The 21,782-nt window shown below is 72.5% G+C and carries 25 protein-coding genes; 12 read left to right on the top strand and 13 right to left on the bottom strand.

The genetic code is table 11. The features are described from left to right. Positions 1 to 124 precede the first annotated feature (124 nt). Entirely contained in the window at positions 125 to 979 is an 855-nt protein-coding gene (locus ABZV78_RS08175) for a GNAT family N-acetyltransferase (protein WP_355636500.1), read from the bottom strand. Between the two features lie 120 nt (positions 980 to 1,099). On the opposite strand from ABZV78_RS08175, the gene ABZV78_RS08180 reads away from it, so the two are divergent. Then, entirely contained in the window at positions 1,100 to 1,546 is a 447-nt protein-coding gene (locus ABZV78_RS08180) for a DUF1801 domain-containing protein (RefSeq protein WP_355636502.1), read from the top strand. A 6-nt stretch (positions 1,547 to 1,552) separates the two neighbouring features. On the opposite strand, the gene ABZV78_RS08185 is transcribed toward ABZV78_RS08180, so the two are convergent. Both ABZV78_RS08185 and ABZV78_RS08190 read right to left on the bottom strand, forming a co-directional pair. Beyond that, entirely contained in the window at positions 1,553 to 2,290 is a 738-nt protein-coding gene (locus tag ABZV78_RS08185) for a TIGR03089 family protein (protein ID WP_355636504.1), read from the bottom strand. 26 nt (positions 2,291 to 2,316) lie between these two features. Continuing rightward, entirely contained in the window at positions 2,317 to 2,895 is a 579-nt protein-coding gene (locus ABZV78_RS08190; RefSeq protein ID WP_355636506.1) for a TetR/AcrR family transcriptional regulator, read from the bottom strand. An 87-nt stretch (positions 2,896 to 2,982) separates the two neighbouring features. Here ABZV78_RS08190 and ABZV78_RS08195 point away from each other — a divergent pair, with 87 nt between their 5' ends. Both ABZV78_RS08195 and ABZV78_RS08200 read left to right on the top strand, forming a co-directional pair. Continuing rightward, complete coding sequence (locus ABZV78_RS08195) at positions 2,983 to 3,351, top strand: DUF4267 domain-containing protein (RefSeq protein ID WP_355636508.1); 369 nt, start codon at positions 2,983 to 2,985, stop codon at positions 3,349 to 3,351. A gap of 28 nt (positions 3,352 to 3,379) precedes the next feature. Beyond that, positions 3,380 to 3,874 (top strand): cupin domain-containing protein, encoded by a 495-nt coding sequence (locus tag ABZV78_RS08200; RefSeq protein ID WP_355636510.1) that lies wholly within the window; start codon positions 3,380 to 3,382, stop codon positions 3,872 to 3,874. 72 nt (positions 3,875 to 3,946) lie between these two features. Here the strand turns inward: ABZV78_RS08200 and ABZV78_RS08205 are convergent, their stop codons facing one another. The 5 genes from ABZV78_RS08205 to ligD (ABZV78_RS08225) all read right to left on the bottom strand — a co-directional run bounded on the left by ABZV78_RS08205 (position 3,947) and on the right by ligD (ABZV78_RS08225) (position 8,591). Continuing rightward, positions 3,947 to 4,834, bottom strand: a complete 888-nt coding sequence (locus ABZV78_RS08205) for a hypothetical protein (RefSeq protein WP_355636511.1) — start codon at positions 4,832 to 4,834, stop codon at positions 3,947 to 3,949. After that, entirely contained in the window at positions 4,818 to 5,357 is a 540-nt protein-coding gene (locus ABZV78_RS08210; protein ID WP_355636513.1) for a SigE family RNA polymerase sigma factor, read from the bottom strand. Before ABZV78_RS08210 ends, ABZV78_RS08205 begins: the two co-directional genes overlap by 17 nt. An 83-nt stretch (positions 5,358 to 5,440) precedes the next feature. Further along, positions 5,441 to 6,646: a low temperature requirement protein A gene (locus ABZV78_RS08215; protein ID WP_355636515.1), complete on the bottom strand. Its 1,206-nt coding sequence runs from the start codon at positions 6,644 to 6,646 to the stop codon at positions 5,441 to 5,443. Positions 6,647 to 6,748: 102 nt separating this feature from the next. After that, positions 6,749 to 7,663, bottom strand: a complete 915-nt coding sequence (ligD, locus tag ABZV78_RS08220) for a non-homologous end-joining DNA ligase (RefSeq protein ID WP_355636517.1) — start codon at positions 7,661 to 7,663, stop codon at positions 6,749 to 6,751. Further along, positions 7,653 to 8,591 (bottom strand): non-homologous end-joining DNA ligase, encoded by a 939-nt coding sequence (gene ligD, locus ABZV78_RS08225; RefSeq protein WP_355636519.1) that lies wholly within the window; start codon positions 8,589 to 8,591, stop codon positions 7,653 to 7,655. Before ligD (ABZV78_RS08225) ends, ligD (ABZV78_RS08220) begins: the two co-directional genes overlap by 11 nt. 85 nt (positions 8,592 to 8,676) lie before the next feature. Here ligD (ABZV78_RS08225) and ABZV78_RS08230 point away from each other — a divergent pair, with 85 nt between their 5' ends. Then, a complete protein-coding gene (locus ABZV78_RS08230) occupies positions 8,677 to 9,705 on the top strand; it encodes a Ku protein (RefSeq protein WP_355636521.1) in 1,029 nt (342 codons plus the stop codon). Positions 9,706 to 9,947: 242 nt separating this feature from the next. Continuing rightward, the gene (locus ABZV78_RS08235) at positions 9,948 to 10,385 is read left to right on the top strand and encodes a PASTA domain-containing protein (protein ID WP_355636523.1); all 438 of its coding nucleotides are present in this window, start codon (positions 9,948 to 9,950) and stop codon (positions 10,383 to 10,385) included. Positions 10,386 to 10,426: 41 nt separating this feature from the next. Here ABZV78_RS08235 and ABZV78_RS08240 read toward each other — a convergent pair whose 3' ends face one another. Continuing rightward, positions 10,427 to 10,819, bottom strand: coding sequence for a PPOX class F420-dependent oxidoreductase (locus ABZV78_RS08240; protein ID WP_091261075.1), 393 nt, complete (start codon positions 10,817 to 10,819; stop codon positions 10,427 to 10,429). 90 nt (positions 10,820 to 10,909) lie between these two features. Between ABZV78_RS08240 and ABZV78_RS08245 the strand changes: the two genes are divergently transcribed. The 5 genes from ABZV78_RS08245 to ABZV78_RS08265 all read left to right on the top strand — a co-directional run bounded on the left by ABZV78_RS08245 (position 10,910) and on the right by ABZV78_RS08265 (position 15,159). Beyond that, complete coding sequence (locus ABZV78_RS08245; protein WP_355636525.1) at positions 10,910 to 11,560, top strand: DUF4241 domain-containing protein; 651 nt, start codon at positions 10,910 to 10,912, stop codon at positions 11,558 to 11,560. 117 nt (positions 11,561 to 11,677) lie between these two features. Next, positions 11,678 to 12,340: an FKBP-type peptidyl-prolyl cis-trans isomerase gene (locus ABZV78_RS08250; protein ID WP_355636527.1), complete on the top strand. Its 663-nt coding sequence runs from the start codon at positions 11,678 to 11,680 to the stop codon at positions 12,338 to 12,340. 140 nt (positions 12,341 to 12,480) lie between these two features. Then, positions 12,481 to 13,338: a hypothetical protein gene (locus ABZV78_RS08255; protein WP_355636640.1), complete on the top strand. Its 858-nt coding sequence runs from the start codon at positions 12,481 to 12,483 to the stop codon at positions 13,336 to 13,338. Positions 13,339 to 13,382: 44 nt separating this feature from the next. Continuing rightward, positions 13,383 to 14,036 (top strand): HAD family phosphatase, encoded by a 654-nt coding sequence (locus ABZV78_RS08260; protein WP_355636529.1) that lies wholly within the window; start codon positions 13,383 to 13,385, stop codon positions 14,034 to 14,036. Between the two features lie 109 nt (positions 14,037 to 14,145). Beyond that, positions 14,146 to 15,159 carry an NADPH:quinone reductase gene (locus tag ABZV78_RS08265; RefSeq protein WP_355636531.1) on the top strand — a complete coding sequence of 338 codons (1,014 nt, stop codon included), beginning with the start codon at positions 14,146 to 14,148 and terminating at the stop codon, positions 15,157 to 15,159. A 184-nt stretch (positions 15,160 to 15,343) separates the two neighbouring features. On the opposite strand, the gene ABZV78_RS08270 is transcribed toward ABZV78_RS08265, so the two are convergent. Next, a complete protein-coding gene (locus ABZV78_RS08270) occupies positions 15,344 to 16,993 on the bottom strand; it encodes a fatty acid--CoA ligase (protein ID WP_355636533.1) in 1,650 nt (549 codons plus the stop codon). A gap of 84 nt (positions 16,994 to 17,077) precedes the next feature. Here ABZV78_RS08270 and ABZV78_RS08275 point away from each other — a divergent pair, with 84 nt between their 5' ends. Next, the gene (locus ABZV78_RS08275) at positions 17,078 to 17,569 is read left to right on the top strand and encodes an NUDIX domain-containing protein (RefSeq protein ID WP_355636535.1); all 492 of its coding nucleotides are present in this window, start codon (positions 17,078 to 17,080) and stop codon (positions 17,567 to 17,569) included. Here ABZV78_RS08275 and ABZV78_RS08280 read toward each other — a convergent pair. After that, entirely contained in the window at positions 17,562 to 18,461 is a 900-nt protein-coding gene (locus ABZV78_RS08280; RefSeq protein ID WP_355636537.1) for an EamA family transporter, read from the bottom strand. The genes ABZV78_RS08275 and ABZV78_RS08280 overlap by 8 nt on opposite strands. Before the next feature lie 83 nt (positions 18,462 to 18,544). On the opposite strand from ABZV78_RS08280, the gene ABZV78_RS08285 reads away from it, so the two are divergent. Further along, on the top strand, positions 18,545 to 19,438 hold the full coding sequence (locus tag ABZV78_RS08285; RefSeq protein ID WP_355636539.1) for a LysR family transcriptional regulator: 894 nt from the start codon (positions 18,545 to 18,547) through the stop codon (positions 19,436 to 19,438). A gap of 4 nt (positions 19,439 to 19,442) precedes the next feature. Here ABZV78_RS08285 and ABZV78_RS08290 read toward each other — a convergent pair whose 3' ends face one another. Together ABZV78_RS08290 and ABZV78_RS08295 are read right to left on the bottom strand one after the other, a co-directional pair. Next, the gene (locus ABZV78_RS08290; RefSeq protein WP_355636541.1) at positions 19,443 to 21,116 is read right to left on the bottom strand and encodes an MDR family MFS transporter; all 1,674 of its coding nucleotides are present in this window, start codon (positions 21,114 to 21,116) and stop codon (positions 19,443 to 19,445) included. Between the two features lie 51 nt (positions 21,117 to 21,167). Next, positions 21,168 to 21,716, bottom strand: coding sequence for a type 1 glutamine amidotransferase domain-containing protein (locus ABZV78_RS08295; RefSeq protein ID WP_355636543.1), 549 nt, complete (start codon positions 21,714 to 21,716; stop codon positions 21,168 to 21,170). Between the last annotated feature and the right edge of the window lie 66 nt (positions 21,717 to 21,782).

Genomic DNA, 21,782 nt, shown 5'->3' on the forward strand with positions numbered 1-21,782 from the left:
ACCCCCCCGGCGCCCCCCCCCCCCCCCCCCGCCCGCGACCTCCTACCACCCCGCGGGCCCACCCGCCCCGCCCGGGCCCCCGCCCAACCGCCGCCCCCCCCGCGCCAGCCCTCCTCAAAGCAACCTACGAACGGCGGCGCAGGTATCGGGCCCGCCGGCCGGCGTCCTGGAACCCGAGCCGCCGGTACAGCGCCGCGGCCGGGTTGTTGTCGTTGACGCAGAGCCACGCCTCCCGCGCTCCGTCGGCCGCCAGACCCCGCAGCGCACAAGCCACCAGATACGCCCCGACCCGCCGTCCCCGCCACCCCGGCACGACGCCAACCTGGTCGACCCAGTTGTCGATGACGTTGACGAAGCCGACGGCCGCGCCGTCGGGACCGCGGGCGATGAGCGACAGGTCCGCCCGGTACTCGTCGTCCTCCCCCAGCTCACCCAGCCACTCCTCCGCGGTGGGCGAGGCGAAGCCAGGCCGACCGGCGAACGACGCCCGGTAGGTCTCGAACAGCTCCGGACCGAGCGTCACCGGCTGGGTGGTCACGCCGTCGGGGCGGGCGACCTCCGGAAGCGCGCTGAGGTCGTGCCGCTGCACCCACTCGGTGAACGTTCGCTCGAAGCCGCGCGCCGTGAACAGGGCGTCCGCGCCCGGGCTCCACGACTCGGTGGTCACCAGCAGGTCGGCGTCGCCCGCCTGCTCGTCGGCCCAGCTCAGCAGCCGCCCGCCGAGACCGCGCCCACGCCAGTCCGGATGCACCAGGCCGGTGCTGGTGGCCGCCTGCCCGGCGGTGCCGACACCCACGGCCGCGACCAGGCCGCCGTCGTGCCAGGCGCCGAGGGTACGGGTCTGGAGTAGCCGCGCCCGCAACAGCGGGGTACGGGCGAACAGCGGCAGCCCACCGTCGACGGCCAGGCACGCCTCGGCCAGCCCGGTCAGCTCCGCGAGGTGTTCCTCGCCGAACTCTTTCCAGATAAGCCCGTCCACTCCCCACCCCCGGTAACAATCGCCGCTCACACAAGCGGGCAGCCCGCTGGGCAGTAGGCACCGCGCCCGGGACGGGTGTCAACCGGATTCGTTGTCGTACTCGCCTGGCAGCATCAGCCCATGGCGACTTCGAAGCAGCCGGTGACCGTGCCGACCGACGCCAGCGTCGACGATTTCCTGGCGGCCGTGCCGGACGACCGCCGGCGGGCCGACGCCGAGCGCCTCTGCGCGTTGTTGCGCGAGGTCACCGGCGAGCGTCCGGTGATGTGGGGCCCGAGCATCGTGGGTTTCGGCAGCTACCACTACGTCTACGCGAGCGGGCACACGGGCGACTGGCCGCTCGTCGGCTTCTCGCCGCGCAAGCAGCAGCTCGTCGTCTACCTCGTGGGCGGCTACGAGGAGCGCTACCCGTCCGTGCTCGCCCGGCTCGGCCCGCACAAGACCGGCAAGGGCTGCCTCTACCTCAAGCGACTCGATGACATCGACGAGAGCGCGCTGCGCGAGCTGGTCGACCGCACGGTCCGGGTGCACAAGGGCGTCGACCGGGCCAGCGAACGCCGAGGCTAGGCAGCCTCACAGGACCCGGGTGACCCGCTCCGCGGCAATGCGCTCCTCCCGGGCGGCCGGGTCGAGGTTGGCGCAGAGCACCACCGACGCGCCGGCGGCGAGCGGGGCGAGCAGCCACTTCAGCGGTTGCTCGTGCTCGGCCACGTCGACCAGCAGCCGGTCGCCGGCGCACAGGTCGAGCTGCTTCGCGTACTCCCGTGCCACCGCACCCCACTCGCCGTAGCTGGTGCCGTCCGGACTGGCCGGATCGGACGGGCGGAGAGCGCCCAGGTCGGGAGCGATCTCGGGGTGCCGGAGCACCTCCGGGGACCAGTCCAACCAACCGGCCGGCACCGAGGACAGCGGGCCGGGGCCGGTGCCGACGAGGTAGCGGTGCGTCCCCTCGGGCACGTCCTCCAGCCAGTCGTCGAGCCGTTCCGGGGTCACGAACACGGCGTCGTAGGGCAGGTCGGCGCCGGGTTCGAGGACCGGCAGCCCGGCCAGGGCCCGGGGCCGGAACGAGACCGCCAGCCCGACCGACCAGGCCCCGATGAGCACGGCCGCGGTGCGCCAGTGCGGCGGCAGCAGCACGGCGACCCGATCGCCGGGGCGCAGCCCACAGCCGTCCCGGAGCAGCCCGGCGCTGCGGGCCGCCCACGCGCCCAACTGCTGCGCGGTGAGGTCGGTGCGCTCGCCGGTGGCGCCGTCGAGGTAGCTGAGCAGCGGCTCGCCGGTCGCGACGGCGACGGGTGGGTGGTCGGCCATCGGATGACTCCTCCCTGGCGGTCAGCTCACCCTAGCCGGGTAAAGCGGTCGACCAGGATGGCCAGCCGCCGCTCGTGTTCCTCCCGCCGGAGCCGGCCGTTGCGCATCAGCGTGACCAGCCCGTGCAGCCCACTCCAGAAGGTCTCGGTGAACGTCTCCAGGTCGTCGTCACCGGCGAACGGGCGCAGGGTCTCGGCCAGCTCGGCGAAGGCCCGGGCCAGCTCGACCGGCGTGTCCTGGCTGGCGAAGGACAGGGCGACGGGGAGGTTGAAGATCGCGTCGTAGAGCGCGGGCCGGCGGTCGGCGAACTCGGCGTACGCCGTGGCGATGCCGGCCACCGCCTGCCGCGGGTCGGTCGCGGCGGCCCGGGCGGCGGCGACGTCGGCGGCCAGATCGGCGGAGCCTTCCACGGCGACGGCCGCCATGATGGCGTCCTTGCCCTTGAAGTGGCTGTAGAGGACGGGCTGGCTGTATTCGATCTCGGCAGCGAGCCGGCGGGTGGTGACCGCGTCCCAGCCCTCCGCCTCGGCCAGATCGCGGGCCGCGGCGATGATCGCCCGCTCCCGTTCCGCCCGCTCGCGTTCCCGCCGCGCCTGAATCGACATGACCGAACTCTAGCACTGCTAGCCATTCTGCCGCCGCTCTGCTAGCTTCGCTCTCAGATCTAGCAGCGCTAGCGAACGGAGTCGACCATGCTCAGCACCATCGCCTACGGGCTCGCCATCGCCCTCAGCCTCTTCTGTGTCTCATTCGGCACCCGGTTCCTCCTGCAGCCCCAGGCCTCGGCCGCCGGCTACGGCGTCCCGGTCAAGGCGGACGACGACCCCGCGTACCTCAGGATCAAGGGCCTGCGCGACCTCAGCTACGGCCTGCTCGGTCTCGCCCTCATCGCCTTCACCAGCGCCGAGGCGGTCGCCTGGTACATGCTGATCGTCGCGATCAACCCGCTGGGAGACACGCTCATCGTGCTACGTCACGGCAGGAAGGCCGTCGCCTTCGGCGTCCACTTCGCCACCGCCGTGGTCATCCTGCTCAACGCCGTCCTGCTGTTCGCCCTCTGACCCACACCGCCACGACAGGAGTAGCGCGATGTCCCTGATCACGCCCGACTTCGACCGGTCCGTCATCGTCCGGGACGCGGACGCCGAGGTGGTGGGCCGCGCCCCCACCACGATCCGGCTGCTCGCCGACAGCAGCGCCACCGGCGGGGCGCTCTCCACCCAGCGGGTCACCCTGACCGACGGCGCGGACGGCGCCCGGCCGCACCACCACGGCAACTCCGCGGAGCTGTTCTACCTGCTCGACGGCACCGCGCAGCTGCTCTCCGGCGAGCAGGTCGTCACCGCCGAGCGCGGCGATCTGGTGATCGTGCCGCCCGGCGTGGCGCACGCGTTCGCCGCCGCGCCGGGCGCGAAGGCCGACATCCTCATCGTCATCACCCCGGGCGTCGAGCGGTTCGAGTACTTCCGCCACCTGGAGCGGATCGCCTACGGGAAGGTGCCGCCGGAGAGCCTGCTGGAGGTGCAGGAGCTGTATGACACGTACTTCCGGAGCAGCGCCGCCTGGGACGCCGCCCGCCGCTGATCCCCAACTACCGGGAGCAGAGCTGCCCGCGACCATCGGGTCGCGGGCAGCTCGCCGCCGGCGGGGAGACCACTACTTCTTGACCTTGACGACGTCGGTCGGGCGCTCCACCGTCACCTTGACGCCGTAGTCGAAGAGTTCGAGCGTCGAGCTGAACGTGCCCTTGTCGAGCCGGCCCTTCGCCGTCGACTGCCAGGTGCCGGTGAGTGCCACCTTCGCGATCCGGCCGTCGCCGTCGAGCGTGATGTCACCGGACGTGGTGGTCGACCCGACCTGCTCCGCCGTCGCGTACTCGAAGTGCAGCGTCCGGTCGGGCTTCTCCGAGATGGTCGCGTTCGCGCCCTTGAGGGCCGTGAACAGGGCCGCCGGGTCGGGTGCCGCGGCGCCCAGGACACTGTTCCCGTCGCCGTAGAGGGACAGCCGGTCATACCTGCCCGGATACTGGCCGTAGCGGCCGTACGTCTCGCCCGGACCCTTCTTGTCGGCCGGCAGCTTGCCCCGCGGTGGTTCCGCGCCTTCGTACCGGGTGCCGTTGATCAGCAGTTCGGTCATGACGGAGTCGTCCTGCGCCACCCGGACGTACCCGGTGGCCGTCCTCGGGTCGAAAGCGCCCTCGTACGTCAGTCCTTCCGGCCCCGAGTTGGTGAGCCGCATCCGGTAGCTGATGTTCTCGCTGGCGGCGACGGCCGAGACCAGCTTGATCGCCGGCGAGGGCGGCTCCGGCTGTGACGCCTCGGCGGCGATGCCGGGACGGTCCGGCGTCGGGGTCGTCGCCACGGTCGCCGCGGTGGCGACGCCCAGCGCCAGCAACGCGCACGTCGCACCGACCATCGTGGTCGTCCGGCGACGGCGTGCCCGCCGGCCGCGATCGAGCAGCGCCCCAACCGGGGGTACGGAGCCCGGCTCGCCGTCGACGATGTCGTGCAGTCGGTTGGCGAGCCGCTCATCGAGCGTGTTCATGACTGATCACCTGCTTACCGTGTGTGGGTTCGTCGAGGAGGTGGCGGAGCTTGTCCAGCGCCCGGGCGTTCTGGCTCTTGACGGTGCCGACCGAGCAGCCCAGCAGCTGGGCGACCTCGCGCTCGGTCAGGTCCTCGTAGTGGCGGAGCACCACCACCGCACGCTGCTTGGCGGGTAGCGACATCAGCGCCCGACGCAGGACGACGGCGTCGGGGCCGACGTCGCCGGTCGGGGCGGCCCGCTCGGGGACGTCCGCGACGAGGCTCTCCCGGCGGCGGCGTCGCCAACCGGACGTGTGGTTGTTGACCAGGGCGCGGCGCAGGTAGGCGTGCGGGTCGTCGAGCCGGGACAGCCGCCGCCACCGCTCGTACACCTTGACCAGGCTGTCCTGGAGCAGTTCCTCGGCCCGCCACCGGTCGCCGGCCAGCAGCATGGCCAGCCGGATGTGTCGCTGCCAGGCCACCTCGACGAATGCCACGTACGACCGGTCCGCCGCGGACAGTGGTTGCGTTTGGTCGGTCACGCCCCTAACACGTGGCGGTGGCACAGAAGGTTGTCACGGGCCGCGGACGTTTCTGCCGGATGCCGACTGGCGGGCCTGTGGCGCTACGGGCGTCGGTACGGTCTGCCGGGCGGCGGCGGCTTGGGTTCGCTGGGGCGGAAGCGCCAGGCGATGGTGTCCGAGGCGGCGATCGCGGTGAGGATGACAACGGCCACGACGGCGATCAGGATCGGCGACAGGAACGCCAGCACGGGCGACAGCACGACCAGCAGGAGCAGACCGACCACTCGGGACACGGCGACCTTACTGAACGACAGGTAGTCGAGCCGGGCACGGCCGGCCAGGTAGAGCGCGGGACCGCACAGGATGACGGCGGACCAGACCAGGTTGGCCTCGGCGAACGGGTGGTTGATGATGATCTCGTCGCCGACCGAGCTGAGCACGATGCCGCTGGCCATGACCAGATGGGCGTACGAGGCGGACCGGCTGAAGAATGCCGGCGTGGCGCTGGCCGCGATCGCAGCCGGGAGAAGCAGGCCCGCGCGGTAGAAGTAGATCCGCCACAGCAGCGTGGTGATGGCGAACGCCAACACGAACGCGACCAGCCGGTCCCGCTCGAACCCGTACGCGGCGAACTGCCCGCCTGCCGCCAGGATCGACTCACCGAACGCGATGATCATGAACTGCTGGTATCGCTCGGCGAGATGCTCCGCGGAGACCGCCTGGGTGGTGATCCGGGCCGGGCCGAGCTTGGGCAGCCGATAGTCCAGCCGGCTCATCGTGTAGCCGAGGATCGCCGCGACGAGCCAGATCACCACCCTGGTGGTGCCCCCGGTCAGTGCGCCCGCGATCCACAGCACTCCGGCGAAGCAGTTCCAGATGAGCTGCTGCGGCGAGCCGATCGCCACCTCCGGCCGGCGGCGCATCGCCGTGGTGACGAAGAGGGCTCGGCCGACCTGGATGGCCACGTAGGTGGCGGCGAAGATCATCCCATCCCCGCCGAATGCCGTCGGTGCCGCACCCGCCATGATCAGGGTGCCGAGCATGATCGGGATGATCACGACCTGGATCGCGGGCTGGGCCGGGTTGAGGCGGTCCGTGGTCCAGGCGGTGAAGACCCAGACCCACCAGAACGCGGCGAGCAGGATCACGGTGTGCAGAGCGCCGAGCCAGGTGAGGTCGGTGAACAGGGTGTGCGACAGCCGGGTCAGCGCAAAGACGAGGATCACGTCGAAGAAGAGCTCGACGTAGGTGGCGCGCTGCGGCTCGGCGTGATTGCGCAGCAGGTCGCTCGTGTTGCCGGCGGTCATCGGCGCACCCGTCACCCGTCCTGTCGGTTATGCCGCATTCATGCCGTCAGTCGTACCACGCACCGCAGAACGTGGGGTCAGTCCGGCATGAACTGGCCGCCGTCAGGCTTCGGGGAGTTCGGGCCCGCCCTCCAGCAGCGGGGCCAGCAGGTCGCCCTGCTTCTCCACCCGCTTGAGCACCTCCCCCGCCGTGTACGGCTTCGTCGCCGGCCGCTTGCCGGCCGCGCCCGCCTCGACCTCGTCCCAGGTCAGCGGGGTGGAAACCGAGGGGACTTCCTGGGCCCGGAGCGAGTATGGCGCCACCGTGGTCTTGGCCGCGTTGTTCTGGCTCCAGTCGATGAAGACCTTCCCGGGGCGCAGGTTCTTCGCCATCTTCGAGACGATGAGCTTCGGGTGCGCCTTCTCCAACTCCTGCGCGATCCGCTTCGCGTAGGCGGACACGTCGTCGGCGTCCTGCGTGCCGGCGATCGGGCAGCAGAGCTGCATGCCCTTCTTCCCCGACGTCTTCGGGTAGCTGTCGATGCCGTCCTCGGCGAGCCGGTCCCGCATGAGCAGCGCCACCTGGCAGCACTGCTTCAGCGCCGCCGGGGCGCCCGGGTCGAGGTCGACCACCATCATGTCCGGGTGCTTGCCGACCTTCCACTGCGGCGTGTGCAGCTCCAGCGCGGCGAGGTTGGCCAGCCAGACCAGGGTGGGCAGGTCGTCGGCGACCACGTAGTCGATGGTCTCGCGTCCCTTGCTCGACCCGGGGGCGGGCAGGTTCTCGGTGCGCACCCAGGCGGGGGTGGCCGCGGGGGCGTTCTTCTCGAAGAACGAGCCGCCGTCGACCCCGTTGGGGAAGCGGATCCGAGTCAACGCCCGGTCCTGAAGGTGCGGCAGCAGCACCGGGGCGATCCGGGTGTAGTAGTCGATCACCTCGCCCTTGGTGAAGCCGGCCTTCGGGTAGAGGACCTTGTCCAGGTTGGACACCTCCAGCGAGCGGCCCTCCACGTCGACCTTGAGACGGTCAGCTGGCATCGTCGACCTCCTCGGCGGGCTTGTCCGGGCGCAGGCGCAGGATCCGGGGGAAGCGCAGCCGCCCGTCCGGCGTGCGCTGGCCGTACTTGACCTCCACCACGACCTGGGGAGTTACCCAGATCGCGCCGCGCGCATCCTCGCGCGGCACGTCCCCGGCGAACGGGGAGCCGGCGGTGCGCAGCGGCTCCAGCTCGCGCAGCAGTTCGCGTTCGAGCGCCGCGCCGATCCCGCCGCCCACCCGACCCCGGTAGGTGAGCCGCCCGTCCGGCCGGGGCACCCCGACCAGCAGGCCGCCGATCTTCCGCGCGCCGGGCCGCCAGCCGCCGACCACGAAGTCGCCGGTCACCTCCAGCTTGACCTTCACCCAGTCCGGCGAGCGCACCCCGGGCCGGTAGGCCGCGTCGACCCGCTTGGCCATCACCCCTTCCAGGCCGTGCTCGCCGGCCGCCGCGTAGGTGGCCGGGCCGTCGCCGAAGACCGGCGGCACCGCCCACCGGGCGGCGCCGAGCCCGAGGGACTCCAGCGCCGCGCGCCGCTCCCGGTAGGGCCGGCCGGTCAGGTCCGCGCCGCGCAGCCGGAGCACGTCGAAGATCATGTACGTGACGGGGGCGGCCGCGGCGAGCCGGGCGGCCTTGGCCGCGTTGCGGACGTGCATCCGCTCGGCGAGGGCGGTGAACGAGGGCTGGCCGTCGGTGAAGAGCACCACCTCGCCGTCCAGCAGCGCGTCGTCGACCTGCTCGGCCAGGGGGATCAGCTCGGGGTACGCGGTGGTGATCTCGACGCCGGAGCGGGCGTACAGGTGCTGGTGGCCGCGGCTGATGTCGGCGAGCGCGCGAACCCCGTCCCACTTGAACTCGTACGCCCAGGCGTCACCGGCCGGGAGCTGCCCGGTCATCGCGAGCATCGGCTTCAGGGGCGCGCCGGGCACCTCATGACTGTAGTTGCACGCGGAAGCGCGTGCGTCCCGTTCGATCATTTGCGATTCTGGTCAGAACCGGGGAGAGGAGCGCGTCATGCGGGCGATCTGGAAAGGAGCGGTGTCGTTCGGCCTGGTGTCGATCGGGGTGAAGGTCTACTCGGCCACCGAGGAGAAGGACATCCGCTTCCATCAGGTGCACCGCGACGACGGCGGCCGCATCCGTTACAAGCGCACCTGCTCGGTCTGCGGCGAGGAGGTGACCTACGACGACATCGCCAAGGGCTACGACATCGGCGGCGGTGAGATGGTCATCCTCACCGACGAGGACTTCGCCGAGCTGCCGCTGACCACCTCGCACGCGATCGACGTGCTGGAGTTCGTCCCCGCCGAGCAGGTCGACCCGATCCTCTACAACAAGGCGTACTTCCTGGAGCCGGAGGGCTCGGCCACCAAGCCGTACGTGCTGCTGCGCGACGCGCTCGCCGACTCGGAGCGGGTGGCGATCGTCAAGGTGGCGCTGCGCCAGCGCGAGCAGCTCGCCACCCTGCGGGTCCGCGAGGGCGTGCTGCTGCTCAACACGATGCTCTGGCCGGACGAGGTGCGCCAGCCCGACTTCGGCTTCCTCGACGAGGACCTGAAGGTACGGCCCCCGGAGCTGGCCATGGCCAGCTCGCTGATCGACTCGATGGCCGGCGAGTTCGAGCCGGACGCCTTCACGGACGACTACCGGGCGGCGTTGCAGGAGGTCATCGACGCCAAGATCGAGGGCCGCGAGGTGGTCCAGCCGGAGGAGGAAGAGGCCGCGCCGGCCGCGGCCGTGGACCTGATGGCCGCCCTCAAGGCGTCGGTCGAACGGGCCCGGGCCGCCCGGGGCGAGGCGCCGGAAGGCGGAGCGGGCGAGCCGACCCCGATCTCGGCGGCGCGCTCGGCGCAGAAGGCGGCCAAGGCGCCGGCCAAGAAGGCCGCCGAGAAGAAGGCCGCCGCGAAGAAGGCGCCCGCCAAGAAGGCGGCGGAGAAGAAGGCCGAGCCGGCCAAGAAGACCGCCGCCAAGAAGACCGCCGCGAAGAAGGCCCCGGCCAAGAAGGCGGCCGAGAAGAAGGCCGCCCCCCGCAAGACCGCCTGACCTGCTGTCTCCCCGTCAGCCTTTTGGATCTTGCAGCTCAGCTACCCGCTGGGCGGGGAATGGCCGAGCGGAGGTTTCCCGCGAATGGTTGAGCTCGCAAAGATCGCTCGGTGACAACCGAACCCCCCACCTCGCCCTGGCCGATGCCGCCTCAACCGCCGACGCACCAGCCTCCACCGTTCCTGCCCCCGGCCCCGGCCGCACCCCGACGCAAGCTCGGCACCGGCGCGATCATCGGCATCGTGATCGGCGCGGTCGTCCTTGGCTGCTGCGGCCTCACCGGTGTCGCCGCGCTGGTCAGCAGTGACGATCCGGCGTCCACGTCGGCCAAGAAGGTCGCGCCGACGGCGGCCGCTCCGGTCCTCCCGTCGCTGCCCCCGACGACGGCGGCGGCCCCCACGACGGCTGCCCCGACCCTCTCCGTCGCGCCGACCACGCCGGCGGCCTCGCCGAAGCCGACCACCGTCGTCATGCCGAATCTGGTGGGGATGAACGCCGCCGTCGCTCAGGACAAGCTCGAGAAGCTGGGCCTCACCAACATCCAGTTCGGCAGCCAGGACGAGAACGACACCTTCGTGATCCTCGCGGCGAACTGGACGGTGACCAAGCAGTCCCACAAGAAGGGCGCCCGCGTCGCGGTCGACGATCTGGTGGTTCTGACCTGCACCAAGCAACGGTGACGGGGCATCCCGCCGGGCCTGCCGGCGGGATGCACAGGTCGTCAGCCCCGGCCGAGCTTCTCGGTCGGGGTGATCCGGACGATCACCCGCTCCTCCCCGGGGCGGCGGAACGGGTAGGTGTCCTGCCCCAGATACTTCTGCGCCATCCGGTCGATGTGCTCGTCCGCCCCCTCGGTGACCAGCTCGGCGGTGCCCTTGACCCAGAGGGTGCGGAAGTCGTCCGCCTTGTCCACGACGGAGACCGCGACCATCGGGTTGCGGGCGATGTTGACGTACTTCTGCCGGCCCTTGGCCGTGTTGAAGACGATGTGCTCGCCGTCGGTGTCCACCCAGACCGGGGTGACGTGCGGGGTGCCGTCGACCTCGATGGTCGCCACGTGGGCGAGCTGCGGCTCGGCGAGCAGGGCCAAGTCTTCTTCGGTGAGGATCGCCATGGTCGAAAAGGTACTCCGGATGGACTCCCGTCGCTGTCGGTCGCCGCAGGTACGCTCCCCCGGCCGCTTCCCGCCGAGAGGACGACCGACGTGCCGTACACCCCTGACTTCAACCGGCTGCTGACGCCGGGTGCCCGTTTCCCCGAAGGGGAGGGCGAGCACGTGCTGGAGGTGCATCCGACCGGCGAGGTGGTGCTGCCGACCGGGCGCGTGGTCGGCTGCGACCCGCTGGTGTGCCCGGAGAGCGACCCGTTCACCGTGGCCGTCGAGCCCGGCCGCTACCCGGCCCGGGCCTGGGTGTCGTCGATCCGGCGGGACGGCGTGGAGACCGACCGGCGGGTGGCCGCGCTGGAGCTGGTGATCCGGGACGAGCCGGTGGCCCGCTGGGAGATGGCCCTCGTGGACGACCAGGACGTCGGCGAGCTGGAGGAGGACGGGTTCTTCGGCTACGGCGTGGACGCCGGCACCGGTACCCTCGCCGACCGGGCGGCCCTCGCCCCGATCGAGGACTGGGACTACGACCGGGTCGAGGAGGTCTTCCTCGCCGAGGACGACGACCACGTCCAGGGCCCGGTCCCGGGTCTGGTCGACGCGGTCGTGGACGAGGCGACCGGCGCGAACGTGCTGACCGTCTGGTCGGGCTGGGGCGACGGCTGCTACGGAACCTGGGTGGGCCGGACCGCCGACGACCGGGTCGCGTCGTTCGTCACCGACTTCATGGTGCTGCCCGCCGAGGGATGAGCTGTCCGGATTGACGCCGGCCGAGGGAGCACCGCGGGCGTCCGGGCAGGTACCGTGTGCGCTGGCCTCGGCGGCGGCCCGCCGGGGGCCCACCCACCCACCCAGCAGGGAGTCGACGTGAGCGAGCGCGTGCAGAACCGGTCGGCGGGCCAGAGCCCGGGCACCAAGGCGGAGCGGCGGCTGGCCGCCCAGCTGGCGGCCAAGAAGGCCGCCGAGGCGAGGCGCCGCCGGCAGTCGATGCTGGGCGCCTTCGCCGGTGTGCTCGCCGTGGCGCTCGTGATCGGCGGCATCGTCTGGAAGAACAGCGGTGACGACGACAAGCCGGCGAGCACCGCCGCCTCGGCCAGCGCGAGCGCTCCGGCCGCCGAGCCCACCGCGCCTCCCGCCCCGCAGCTCCCCGCCGACATCGACCCGGCGCTGAAGACCAAGCCGGCCGTCGAGGCGGGCAAGGGCGAGCTGAAGAAGCTCACCGTGACCACGCTGGTCAAGGGCAAGGGCCCGGCGGTCAAGGCCGGCCAGCAGATCACCACGAACTACGTGGGCGTGTTCTACAAGGACGGCAAGGAGTTCGACGCCTCCTGGAACAGCGGCCAGCCGGCCACCTTCCCGATCGGCGTCGGCCAGGTCATCCCCGGCTGGGACCAGGGCCTGGTGGGCGTGCCGGTGGGCAGCCGGGTGCAGCTGGACATCCCGGCCGGGCTGGCGTACGGCAACGACGCGTCGGGCGGCCGGCCGGCCGGTCCGCTGCGCTTCGTCGTCGACGTGCTCGCCGCGCAGTAGCTCACAACTGGCTTCCGTCCGGTCACCCAGCGGCAGTAGGTTCATGGTCACCGCGGGCGGTCCACCCCGCCCGCGGCGATCTGCCCACCGACGCGGAGGTGCACGTGGCGGCGCTGGACGACACCGGGCTGGCCCGGCTGATGTGGACGCACTTCGAGCCCGTCCACGCGGTGACCTACTTCCACCCCCGGGCCCGCGCCGCGTACGAGGCGGTCGGGTTGCGCGGCTACTGGCGGGGCTACTTCGCCGGCCGGGCCGCCCCGCTCGGGCCGGTCGGCGCGCCGACCGTGGTGGCCGCCTTCTTCAGCTTCGCGCCGTCGATGGTGGCCCGGGCGCTGCCCTCGGTGTGGCGGCTGGCCACTCCGGAGGAGGCGCTGCGCGCCCGGCTCACCGGCGCCGTGCAGGCGCTCGCCGAGTTCACCTACGAGCTGCCCGAGTCGCACCTGGTCGAGGCGGCCGACCTGCTGGAGGAGGCGGCCGGGCACGTGGAGCCGGCCGGCCGGGTGCTCGGCGCGGTCAACGCCGCCCTGCCCCGGGGCGAGTACCCGCTGGCCCGGATGTGGCAGGCCGCCACCACGCTGCGCGAGCACCGGGGTGACGGGCACGTGGCCGCGCTCGTCACCACCGGCCTCGCACCGGTGGAGGTGGTGGCCTGGCGGTGCCGGCTCGACCAGTCCCGCGAGTTCCACCAGGCCGCCCGCGGCTGGACCGACGAGGAGTGGGCCGCGGCCGAGGCGCGGCTGGTCGAGCTGGGCTGGCTGACCGCCGACGGCGCGCCGACCGAGCACGCCACCGCGACCTTCCGGGCCGTCGAGGAGGCCACCGACCGGGCCGCCCTCGGCCCGTGGCGGGCGCTGGGCGCCGAGCGGACCGCCCGGCTGCGCGAGCTCCTCGAGCCGATCGCCACCCGGTGCCGCACGATCATCCCGCCGAAGGCCCCGATCGGCCTGCCGGCGCAGCGCGGCAGCGCCACGGACGCGGCGACCCCGGCCCGCTGAGCGGCCCGCCGGCACGCGCCCGGCCGGTCCGGCAGGATGGGTACGTGGTGGACGCGGTGCTCTTCGACCTGGACGGCGTGATCGTGGACTCCGAACCCGTCTGGGAGGAGGTCCGGCGGGCGTACGTGGCGGAGCACGGTGGCACGTGGCAGCCGGACACCCAGCGCCGGCTCATGGGGATGAGCACCGGCGAGTGGGCCGCGTACCTCAGCGGTGAGCTGGGCGTCGACCGCACTGCCGAGCAGGTCGCCACCGAGGTGGTGGCCGAGATGACCCGGCGGTACGCGCAGCGCGTACCGCTGATCGACGACGCGGACGCGGTGGTGCGCCGCACCGCCGCGCGGTGGCCGCTGGGGCTGGCCAGTTCCTCCCCCACCCGGCTGATCGCGGCGGCGCTGGACGCGATGGGCCTGGCCGACGTGTTCGGCGCGACCCTGTCGACCGAGGAGACCGCCCGGGGCAAGCCCGCGCCCGACGTCTGGCTGGCGGTGGCGGCGCGGCTCGGCGTCGACCCGGCCCGGTGCGTGGCGGTGGAGGACTCCTCGAACGGGGTCCGCTCGGCGGCCGCCGCCGGCTGCCGGGTGGTGGCCGTGCCGCACGGCTCCTACCCGCTCGACCCGGACGCCGTGGCCCTGGCGGCCGCCCTGCTGCCCTCGATCGACGCCCTCACCCCGGAGGTGATCGAGCGGCTCGGCTGAGGCCGGTGTCCGGCGACTGCCTGGTTGTACGGTTTCCGGGTGGCGCCGGATCGGAATGATCGCGGGGCGGCCGGGTAGCGCAGCCGGCAGGACGGCGGAGGGGACGGCGATGAGGGCGATCGTGTACGAGAGCAACGGGGACGCCTCGGTGCTCCAGCTCGTGGACCGGCCGGTGCCGGAGCCGGGTCGCGGCGAGGTGCTGGTGCGGATGGCCGTGGCCGGGGTGAACCCGACCGACTGGAAGGCCCGCCGCGCCTGGCCGCTGCCGCAGGGCTGGCAGATCCCCGGGCAGGACGGCGCCGGGGTGGTCGAGGCGGTCGGCGAGGGCGTCGACCAGATCCTCATCGGCTCGCGGGTGTGGCTGTGGGAGGCGGCCTGGCAGCGGCCCTGGGGCACCGCCAGCGAGTACACGGTGGTGCCGGTCCGGCACGCGGTGCGCCTCGGCTCGGCCTCGTTCGACCTGGGGGCGGCGCTGGGCATCCCGTTCATGACGGCGCACCGCTGCCTGACCGCCGGCGAGTTCATGCCGGACAAGCTGCACGCGGGCGCGTTGAGCGACCACGTGGTGCTGGTGCAGGGCGGGGCGGGCGCGGTCGGCAACGCGGCGATCCAGTTGGCCCGCTGGGCCGACGCGTGCGTGATCGCCACGGTGAGCAGCCCGGAGAAGGCGCAGCTCGCCGCGGCGGCCGGGGCCAGCTTCGTGGTCAACTACCGCGAGCAGGACGTGGTCGAGGAGGTCCGCAAGATCGCGCCCGACGGGGTGCACACCATCGTCGAGGTCTCCGCCGCCCGCAACGCCGCCACCGACGTGCAGTTGCTGCGGAGCGGGGGTGCGGTCTGCGTCTACGCGGACGACGGCGGCGAGCAGGTCACCCTGCCGATCCGGCCGCTCATGATGCCGAACGCCCGCTGGCAGTTCGTGCTGATCTACACGGCGCCGAAGGCGGCCAAGGCGCAGGCGGTGACGGACATCGCGGCGGCGGTGGCCCAGGGCGCGATCCGGGTGGGCGACGAGGCCGGCCTGCCGCTGCACCACCACTCGCTGGAGGCGGCCCGGGCGGCGCACGAGGCGGTGGAGAACTCGGTGGTCGGCAAGGTACTCATCACGACCAGCGAGCCGTGAGAACGCGAAACGTATTTCGCCATCATCGGGACAGAGACGAACAAGTCTCGCGAGAATGACATTGCGGGTCGCCCCGCATGGACGGGCGGCCCCGGCGCGGTGCGAACGCCGGGGCCGCCCTCTGGGGAGGAATGTCCGTGAGGAACACGTCCTACCCGTGCTGGCGACGCTACGCCGGAAAGTGTTACGGCGCGGTCAGTTCACGTACGTCCAGGCCCCCGTCCGCGTAGCGGGAACGCACCACCTTCTTGTCGAACTTGCCGACGCTGGTCTTGGGGACCGCGTCGATGAACGCCCAGCGCTCCGGCAACTGCCAGCGGGCCACCGACGTCGCCAGGAAGTCCCGCAGCTCCTCGGCGGTGACCGAGGAGCCCTCCCGGACCACCACGGTGGCCAGCGGCCGCTCGTCCCAGCGCTCGTCCGGCACGCCCACCACGCACGCCTCCAGCACCGCCGGGTGCGCCATGAGGGCGTTCTCCAGCTCGACCGAGGAGATCCACTCCCCGCCCGACTTGATCACGTCCTTGGCCCGGTCGGTGAGGGTGATGTAGCCGTCCGGCGAGAGCGTGCCGACGTCTCCGGTCCGCAGCCAGCCGTCGCGGAACTTCTCCTCGTCCGGGACGTCGTCGCCGACGTACCGGGCGGTCACCCACGGCCCGCGGACCTCCAGCTCGCCCACGGACGTCCCGTCGGCGGGCAGCGGCTCGCCCAGCGGGCCGACGATCCGCGCGGCGACCCCGGCCGGCACCCGGCCCTGGGTGTAGCGGTAGCGCCAGGCCGTCTCGCCGGTCGCACCGGCCGGCGGCCGGGAGACCGAGCCCAGCGGGGACATCTCGGTCATTCCCCAGGCGTGGATGACCTCAATGTCATGGCGCTCGTGGAAGGCGTGCATGAGCGCCGGCGGGCAGGCCGAACCGCCGACGATCACCTCCTGGAGCGAGGAGGTGTCCACGTCGTGACTGTCCAGGTAGGCCAGCAGGTCGGTCCAGATGGTCGGCACCGCGCCGGCCAGGGTGGGACGCTCGGCGGCGATCATCGCGGCGATCGGCTCGGCCTGGAGGAAGCGGTCCGGCATGATCAGCGACGCGCCGGAGAGGAACGCCGCGTAGGGCAGGCCCCAGGACATCGCGTGGAACATCGGCACGATGGCCAGCTCGCGGTCCTTCGGGCCGAGGCCGAAGCCCTCCGGCATGCAGACCTGGAGCGAGTGCAGGTAGATCGAGCGGTGCGAGTAGGCGACCCCCTTGGGGTTGCCGGTCGTCCCGGAGGTGTAGCAGAGCGCGGCGGCGTCGCGCTCGTCCACCTCGGGCCAGTCGTAGGAGTCCGGCCGGTCGGCCAGCAGGGCGTCCCAGTGGTGCACGGCGATCCGGTCGCCGGCCGCGGCCAGCAGCGGGGCCGGGTCGCCACCGCCGACGACCACCACGTGCCGCACCGTGGTCATCTCGCCGATCACGCGGGCCAGCAGCGGGATCAGCGTGGTGTCGACCAGCACCACCCGGTCCTCGGCGTGGTTGGCGATGTAGGCGACCTGGTCCGGGAAGAGCCGGAGGTTGAGGGTGTGCAGCACCGCGCCCATGCTGGGCACGGCGAAGTAGGCCACCAGGTGCTCGTTGTTGTTCCACATGAAGGTGGCGACCCGCTCGTCGCCGGTCACCCCGCACTCCTCGCGCAGCGCGTGGGCGAGCCGGGCGGCGGTCCGCCCGACCTCGGCGTACGTCATCCGACGGGGCTCAGCGCCGGTCCAGGTGACGACCTCCGCCGCGCCGTGCACGGTGGAGCCGTGTTCGAGGATCCGGGCGACCTGGAGGGGGGCGTCCATCATCGTGCTACGCATGGGTAACAACGTAGTGTCGCCGGTCACACGAGCGGAACCCCCGGAACGGCCGAGCCGATCGCGGAAGCTGCGTAGATTGTCCGGGTGAGCATCTCGTGGGCCGACTCGTACGTGGGGCAGCTCCGGGCCCTGGCCGGTGACCGCACCCTGATGTTCGTCGGCGCCCGCGCCGTGGTCCGGGACAACGCCGCCCGGGTGCTGCTGATCCAGCGCTCGGACAACGGCCAGTGGGCCCTGCCGGCGGGCGCCATGGAGCTGGGCGAGTCGATCGCCGACTGCGCCGTCCGGGAGGTCCGCGAGGAGACCGGCCTGCGCGCCCTGCGGGTCGGCGCCTTCGCCCTCTACACCGGCCCCGACTTCACCAACACCAACATGTACGGCCACACCTACCAGGTCTTCACCACGGCGTTCCGGGTCGAGGAGTGGGACGGCGAGCTGGCCCGGGTCACCGACGAGACCAACGACGCCGGCTTCTTCCACCCGGAGGAGCTGCCCGGCCCGCTCTCCGCCAGCGTCATCGAGACCCTCGCCGACCTGGACGTCTTCGAGCAGACCAACCGCCTCATCCTCAAGTGACGGCGCCCGCCCCCACGGGTTGCCCGTCCGGCGCCGCCCCGGTGTGGTCGCCCGTCCGGGCGCCGGAGCGTTCCGCGCCGATCCCGGCCACCACCACGAAGGCGATGCCGGCCACGGCGGCGGGGCCGGGCACCTGACCCAGCGCGACCAGGCCGACGACCAGGGCGATGGCGGGCTCCAGGCTCATCAGCGTGCCGAACGCGGCGGTGGTGAGCCGGCGCAGCGCCAGCAGTTCCAGCACGAACGGCACGACGGGCAGCAGCACGGCCAGCCCGAGGCCGGCCAGGAGCACCGGCCAGGTCAGGTCGCCGAGGACCGACGGGCCGACGACCAGGGTCGCGACCACGGCGGCCACCGGCATGGAGACCGCCAGGCCGCGGACCCCGGAGACCTCGTCGCCCACCCGCTGGGTGAGCAGGATGTACGCGGCCCAGCAGGCCCCCGCCCCGAGCGCGTACGCCACCCCGACCGGGTCCGCGCCGCCGTGCCACGGCTCGGTGAGCAGCAGCACCCCGACCGCCGCGAGCGCCGGCCAGAGCTTGGCCCCGCCCCGACCGCGCGCCACGGCCACGCCCAGCGGCCCGAGGAACTCCAGCGCGCTGGCCGTGCCCAGGGGCAGCCGGGCCACCGCCGCCATGAACAGCATGGTGACGCCGGCCGTCACCACGCCGAGCGCCAGGCAGGCCCGCAGGGCGGAGCGGGTGAAGGCCGACGGACGGGGCCGCACCACGACCGCCAGCAGCACCCCGGCCCAGGCCAGGCGCAGCCAGGCCGCGCCCTCCGGGCCAACCCGGTCGAAGAGCCCCACCGAGGCGGCCAGCCCGAGCTGGACGCAGGTCATCGAGGCGACGGCCATGGCGGTGCCGGCACGGGCCGGAGCAACGATGGGCATGGGGACAGTAGAGCCGGTCCGGACCGCTCGCGTCCACGTGCCATTTCTGGACGAACCATTCGGCATTCGTGAACAATCGGGTCGTGGACCTGCGTCGCCTCCGCCTGCTGCGGGAACTGGCCCGGCTCGGCTCGATGCGCCAGGTCGCCGACGAGCTGCACGTCACCACCTCGACGGTGTCGCAGCAGCTCGCGGTGCTGGCCCGGGAGGTGGGCGCCGAACTGGTCGAGCCGCACGGTCGCCGCGTCCGGCTCACCCCGGCCGGGCGCCGGCTGGCCGAGCACGCCGTGACGATCCTCGCCGCGGTCGACGCGGCCCGGCTCGACCTGGACCCGCGGGCCGAGCCGGCCGGCACGGTACGCGTCGCCGGCTTCGCCACCGCCGTCCGGCGCTCGCTGCTGCCGCTCACCGCCCGGCTCGCGGCGGACCACCCGCGGGTGCGTCTCCGCATCGACGAGCACGAGCCGGCCGAGGCGTACGCTCTGCTCGCCGCCGACGACGTCGACCTCGCGCTGACCTACGACTACAACCTGGCCCCGATCTCCGCAGACCCCGCGCTGGAGGCCACGCCGCTCTGGTCGGCGGCCTGGCACCTCGGGGTGCCGGCCGGCACGACGCCCGGTTCGGAGGCCGAAGCGCCGGCGGTCTTCGACCGGTTCCGCGACACGGACTGGATCGTCAACTCGCGCAACACCGCCGACGAGATGGTGGTGCGCACCATCGCCTCGATGGCCGGCTACGAGCCCCGGATCGTGCACCGCGTGGACAGCCTCGAACTGGTCCAGGACCTCATCGTCGCGGGACTCGGCGTCGGCCTGCTCCCCGGTGACCAGCCCACCGTGCCCGGCGTCCGCCTGCTGCCGCTCACCGGACCGCAGGCCCTGCTGCGCGCGTACGCCGTGACCCGCCGGGGCCGGGCGGCCTGGCCGCCTCTGGCGCTCATCCTCGACCTGCTCACCGCCCACCCGGAGGGGTGACCGGTCAGAGCATGGTCTGGGACTTCGACTCCATGTCGGCGGCGGCCTCCTCCTTCGACTCCCTGGTGAGGGGCTTGCCGCCCGCAGCGGCCGCCGGGCCGCCGAGCGGGTCCGCGCCGCCGGTCGAGCCCTGCGGGCCGGCGCCGCGCAGCTGATCGTTCGGCATGACCAGGGTGACCAGCACGGCCAGGATGGCGACCAGCCCGGTGGTCAGGAAGACCAGGTGCAGCGACTCGACGAACGACGCCTGGATGGCGGCCCGCACCGGCTCGGGCAGGGCCAGGACGGTCGCCGGGTCGTTGATCGAGACGTTGGCGCCCCCGCTGGCCGCCACGGCCGCCCGCTGGTCCGGCGGGAGCTGGGCGAGCGCCGCCGGCAGCCGGCCGGCCAGCTCGCCGGTGAGCCGGGACGACAGCACCGCGCCCAGGATGGCCACCCCGAACGAGCCGCCCAGCGACCGGAAGAACGTCGCCGAGGAGGTGCCCGCGCCCAGGTCGCGCGGGTCGACCGCGTTCTGCACGCCCAGGATCAGCGACTGCATGCACAGGCCCAGCCCGACACCGATCACCACCATGAAGCCGAACGCGACCCAGAGCGAGGTGGCGACCTGGAGCTGCCGGAACAGCAGCATGCCGGCGACCAGCACGACCGAGCCGGCCACCGGGAACCACTTGTACCGCCCGATCCGGCTCATCGCCCGCCCGGTGATGATCGAGGTGAAGATGATGCCGGCCATCATGGGCAGCATGAGCAGACCGCTGCGGGTCGGCGATGCGCCCTTGACGATCTGCAGGTAGAGCGGGATGAAGATGATCGACCCGAACATCACCAGGCCGAGCACGAAGCCCGCCGAGTTGGCCAGCGCGAAGGTGGCGCTGCGGAACAGCCGCAGTGGCAGGATCGGCTCGCGTACCCGGGCCTCCTGGAGCACGAAGAGGGTGCCCAGCACCGCCCCGGCCACGAACAGCCCGATGATCACCCCGGAGTCCCACGCGTACTCGTTGCCGCCCCAGCTCAGCGCCAGCAGCAGGCAGCTCACCCCGGCGACCAGCAGCCCCGCGCCGACCCAGTCGACGGTGTGCTCCCGGCGCTGGAACGGGACCAGCCGCATGACGTGGTAGCAGACCACGATGGCGAGGATGGCCAGCGGCACGTTGATGTAGAAGATCCACCGCCAGTTGGTCTCCGCGAAGTAGCCGCCGACCAGCGGGCCGGCCACCGAGGAGATGCCGAAGACCGCGCCGAACAGGCCCTGGTAGCGGCCGCGTTCCCGGGGTGGGACCACGTCCGAGATGATGGTGAACGCCAGCGTGAGCAGACCGCCGGCGCCGATGCCCTGCACGCCCCGGGTGACGATCAGCTGGGTCATGTTCTGCGACAGGCCGGCCAGCAGCGAGCCGAGCAGGAACGTGCCGATCGAGAAGAGGAAGACCGGGCGACGCCCGTACAGGTCGGCCATCTTGCCGTAGAGCGGCGTCGAGGCCGTGGAGGCGAGCAGGTACGCGGTGACCACCCACGAGTAGTGGTTGATCCCGCCCAGCTCGCCGACGATGGTGGGCAGCGCGGTGCCGACGATGGTCTGGTCGAGCGCGGCCAGCAGCATGCCGGTCATCAGGCCGAGCATCAACAGGCGGATCTGGCGGGCGTGCAGCACGGGACGAGCGGCCTGGGCTGTCATCCCGCTTCCTTTCCCACCGGGGGCGGATCATGCCCCCGGTGGGAGAAGAAGTCAGTGCCTCCCCTCGGCGAACTCCTCGACGATCTTGTCGCAGAAGGCCGGCAGGTCGCCCGGCTTGCGGCTGCTGACCAGGCCGTTGTCGGTGACGACCGCCTGGTCGACCCAGTTCGCGCCGGCGTTGGTGAGGTCGGTGCGCAGGCTCGGCCAGGAGGTGATCGTGCGGCCGCGCACCACGTCCGCCTCGACCAGCGTCCACGGGCCGTGGCAGATCACCCCGACCGGTTTGCCGGCCTCGAAGAACGACTTCACGAACCGCACCGCGTCGGGGTCGGTCCGCAGGAAGTCCGGGTTCGCCACGCCGCCGGGCAGCACCAGCGCGTCGTACGCCCCCGCGTCCGCCTCCTTGGTCGTCACGTCGACCTGGTACTGCTTGCCGTGGTCGAGGTGGTTGAAGGCCTGGATCGAGCCGGACTCGATCGAGACCAGCTCGACCCGGGCGCCGGCGTTCTCCACCGCCTCGCGGGGCTTGGTGTACTCGACCTCCTCGACGCCGTCGGCGGCCAGGAACGCGATCCGCTTGCCCTGCAGTGTCGCTGCCATGGTGGTTCTCCTCTCCGGGGTCTGCCTGCACCCGTTCCCGGGCCGGACCGGCCGAAACCGGACGGC

This window comes from Micromonospora sp. NPDC004540 (genome assembly GCF_040610095.1).
Taxonomy (GTDB): domain Bacteria; phylum Actinomycetota; class Actinomycetes; order Mycobacteriales; family Micromonosporaceae; genus Micromonospora.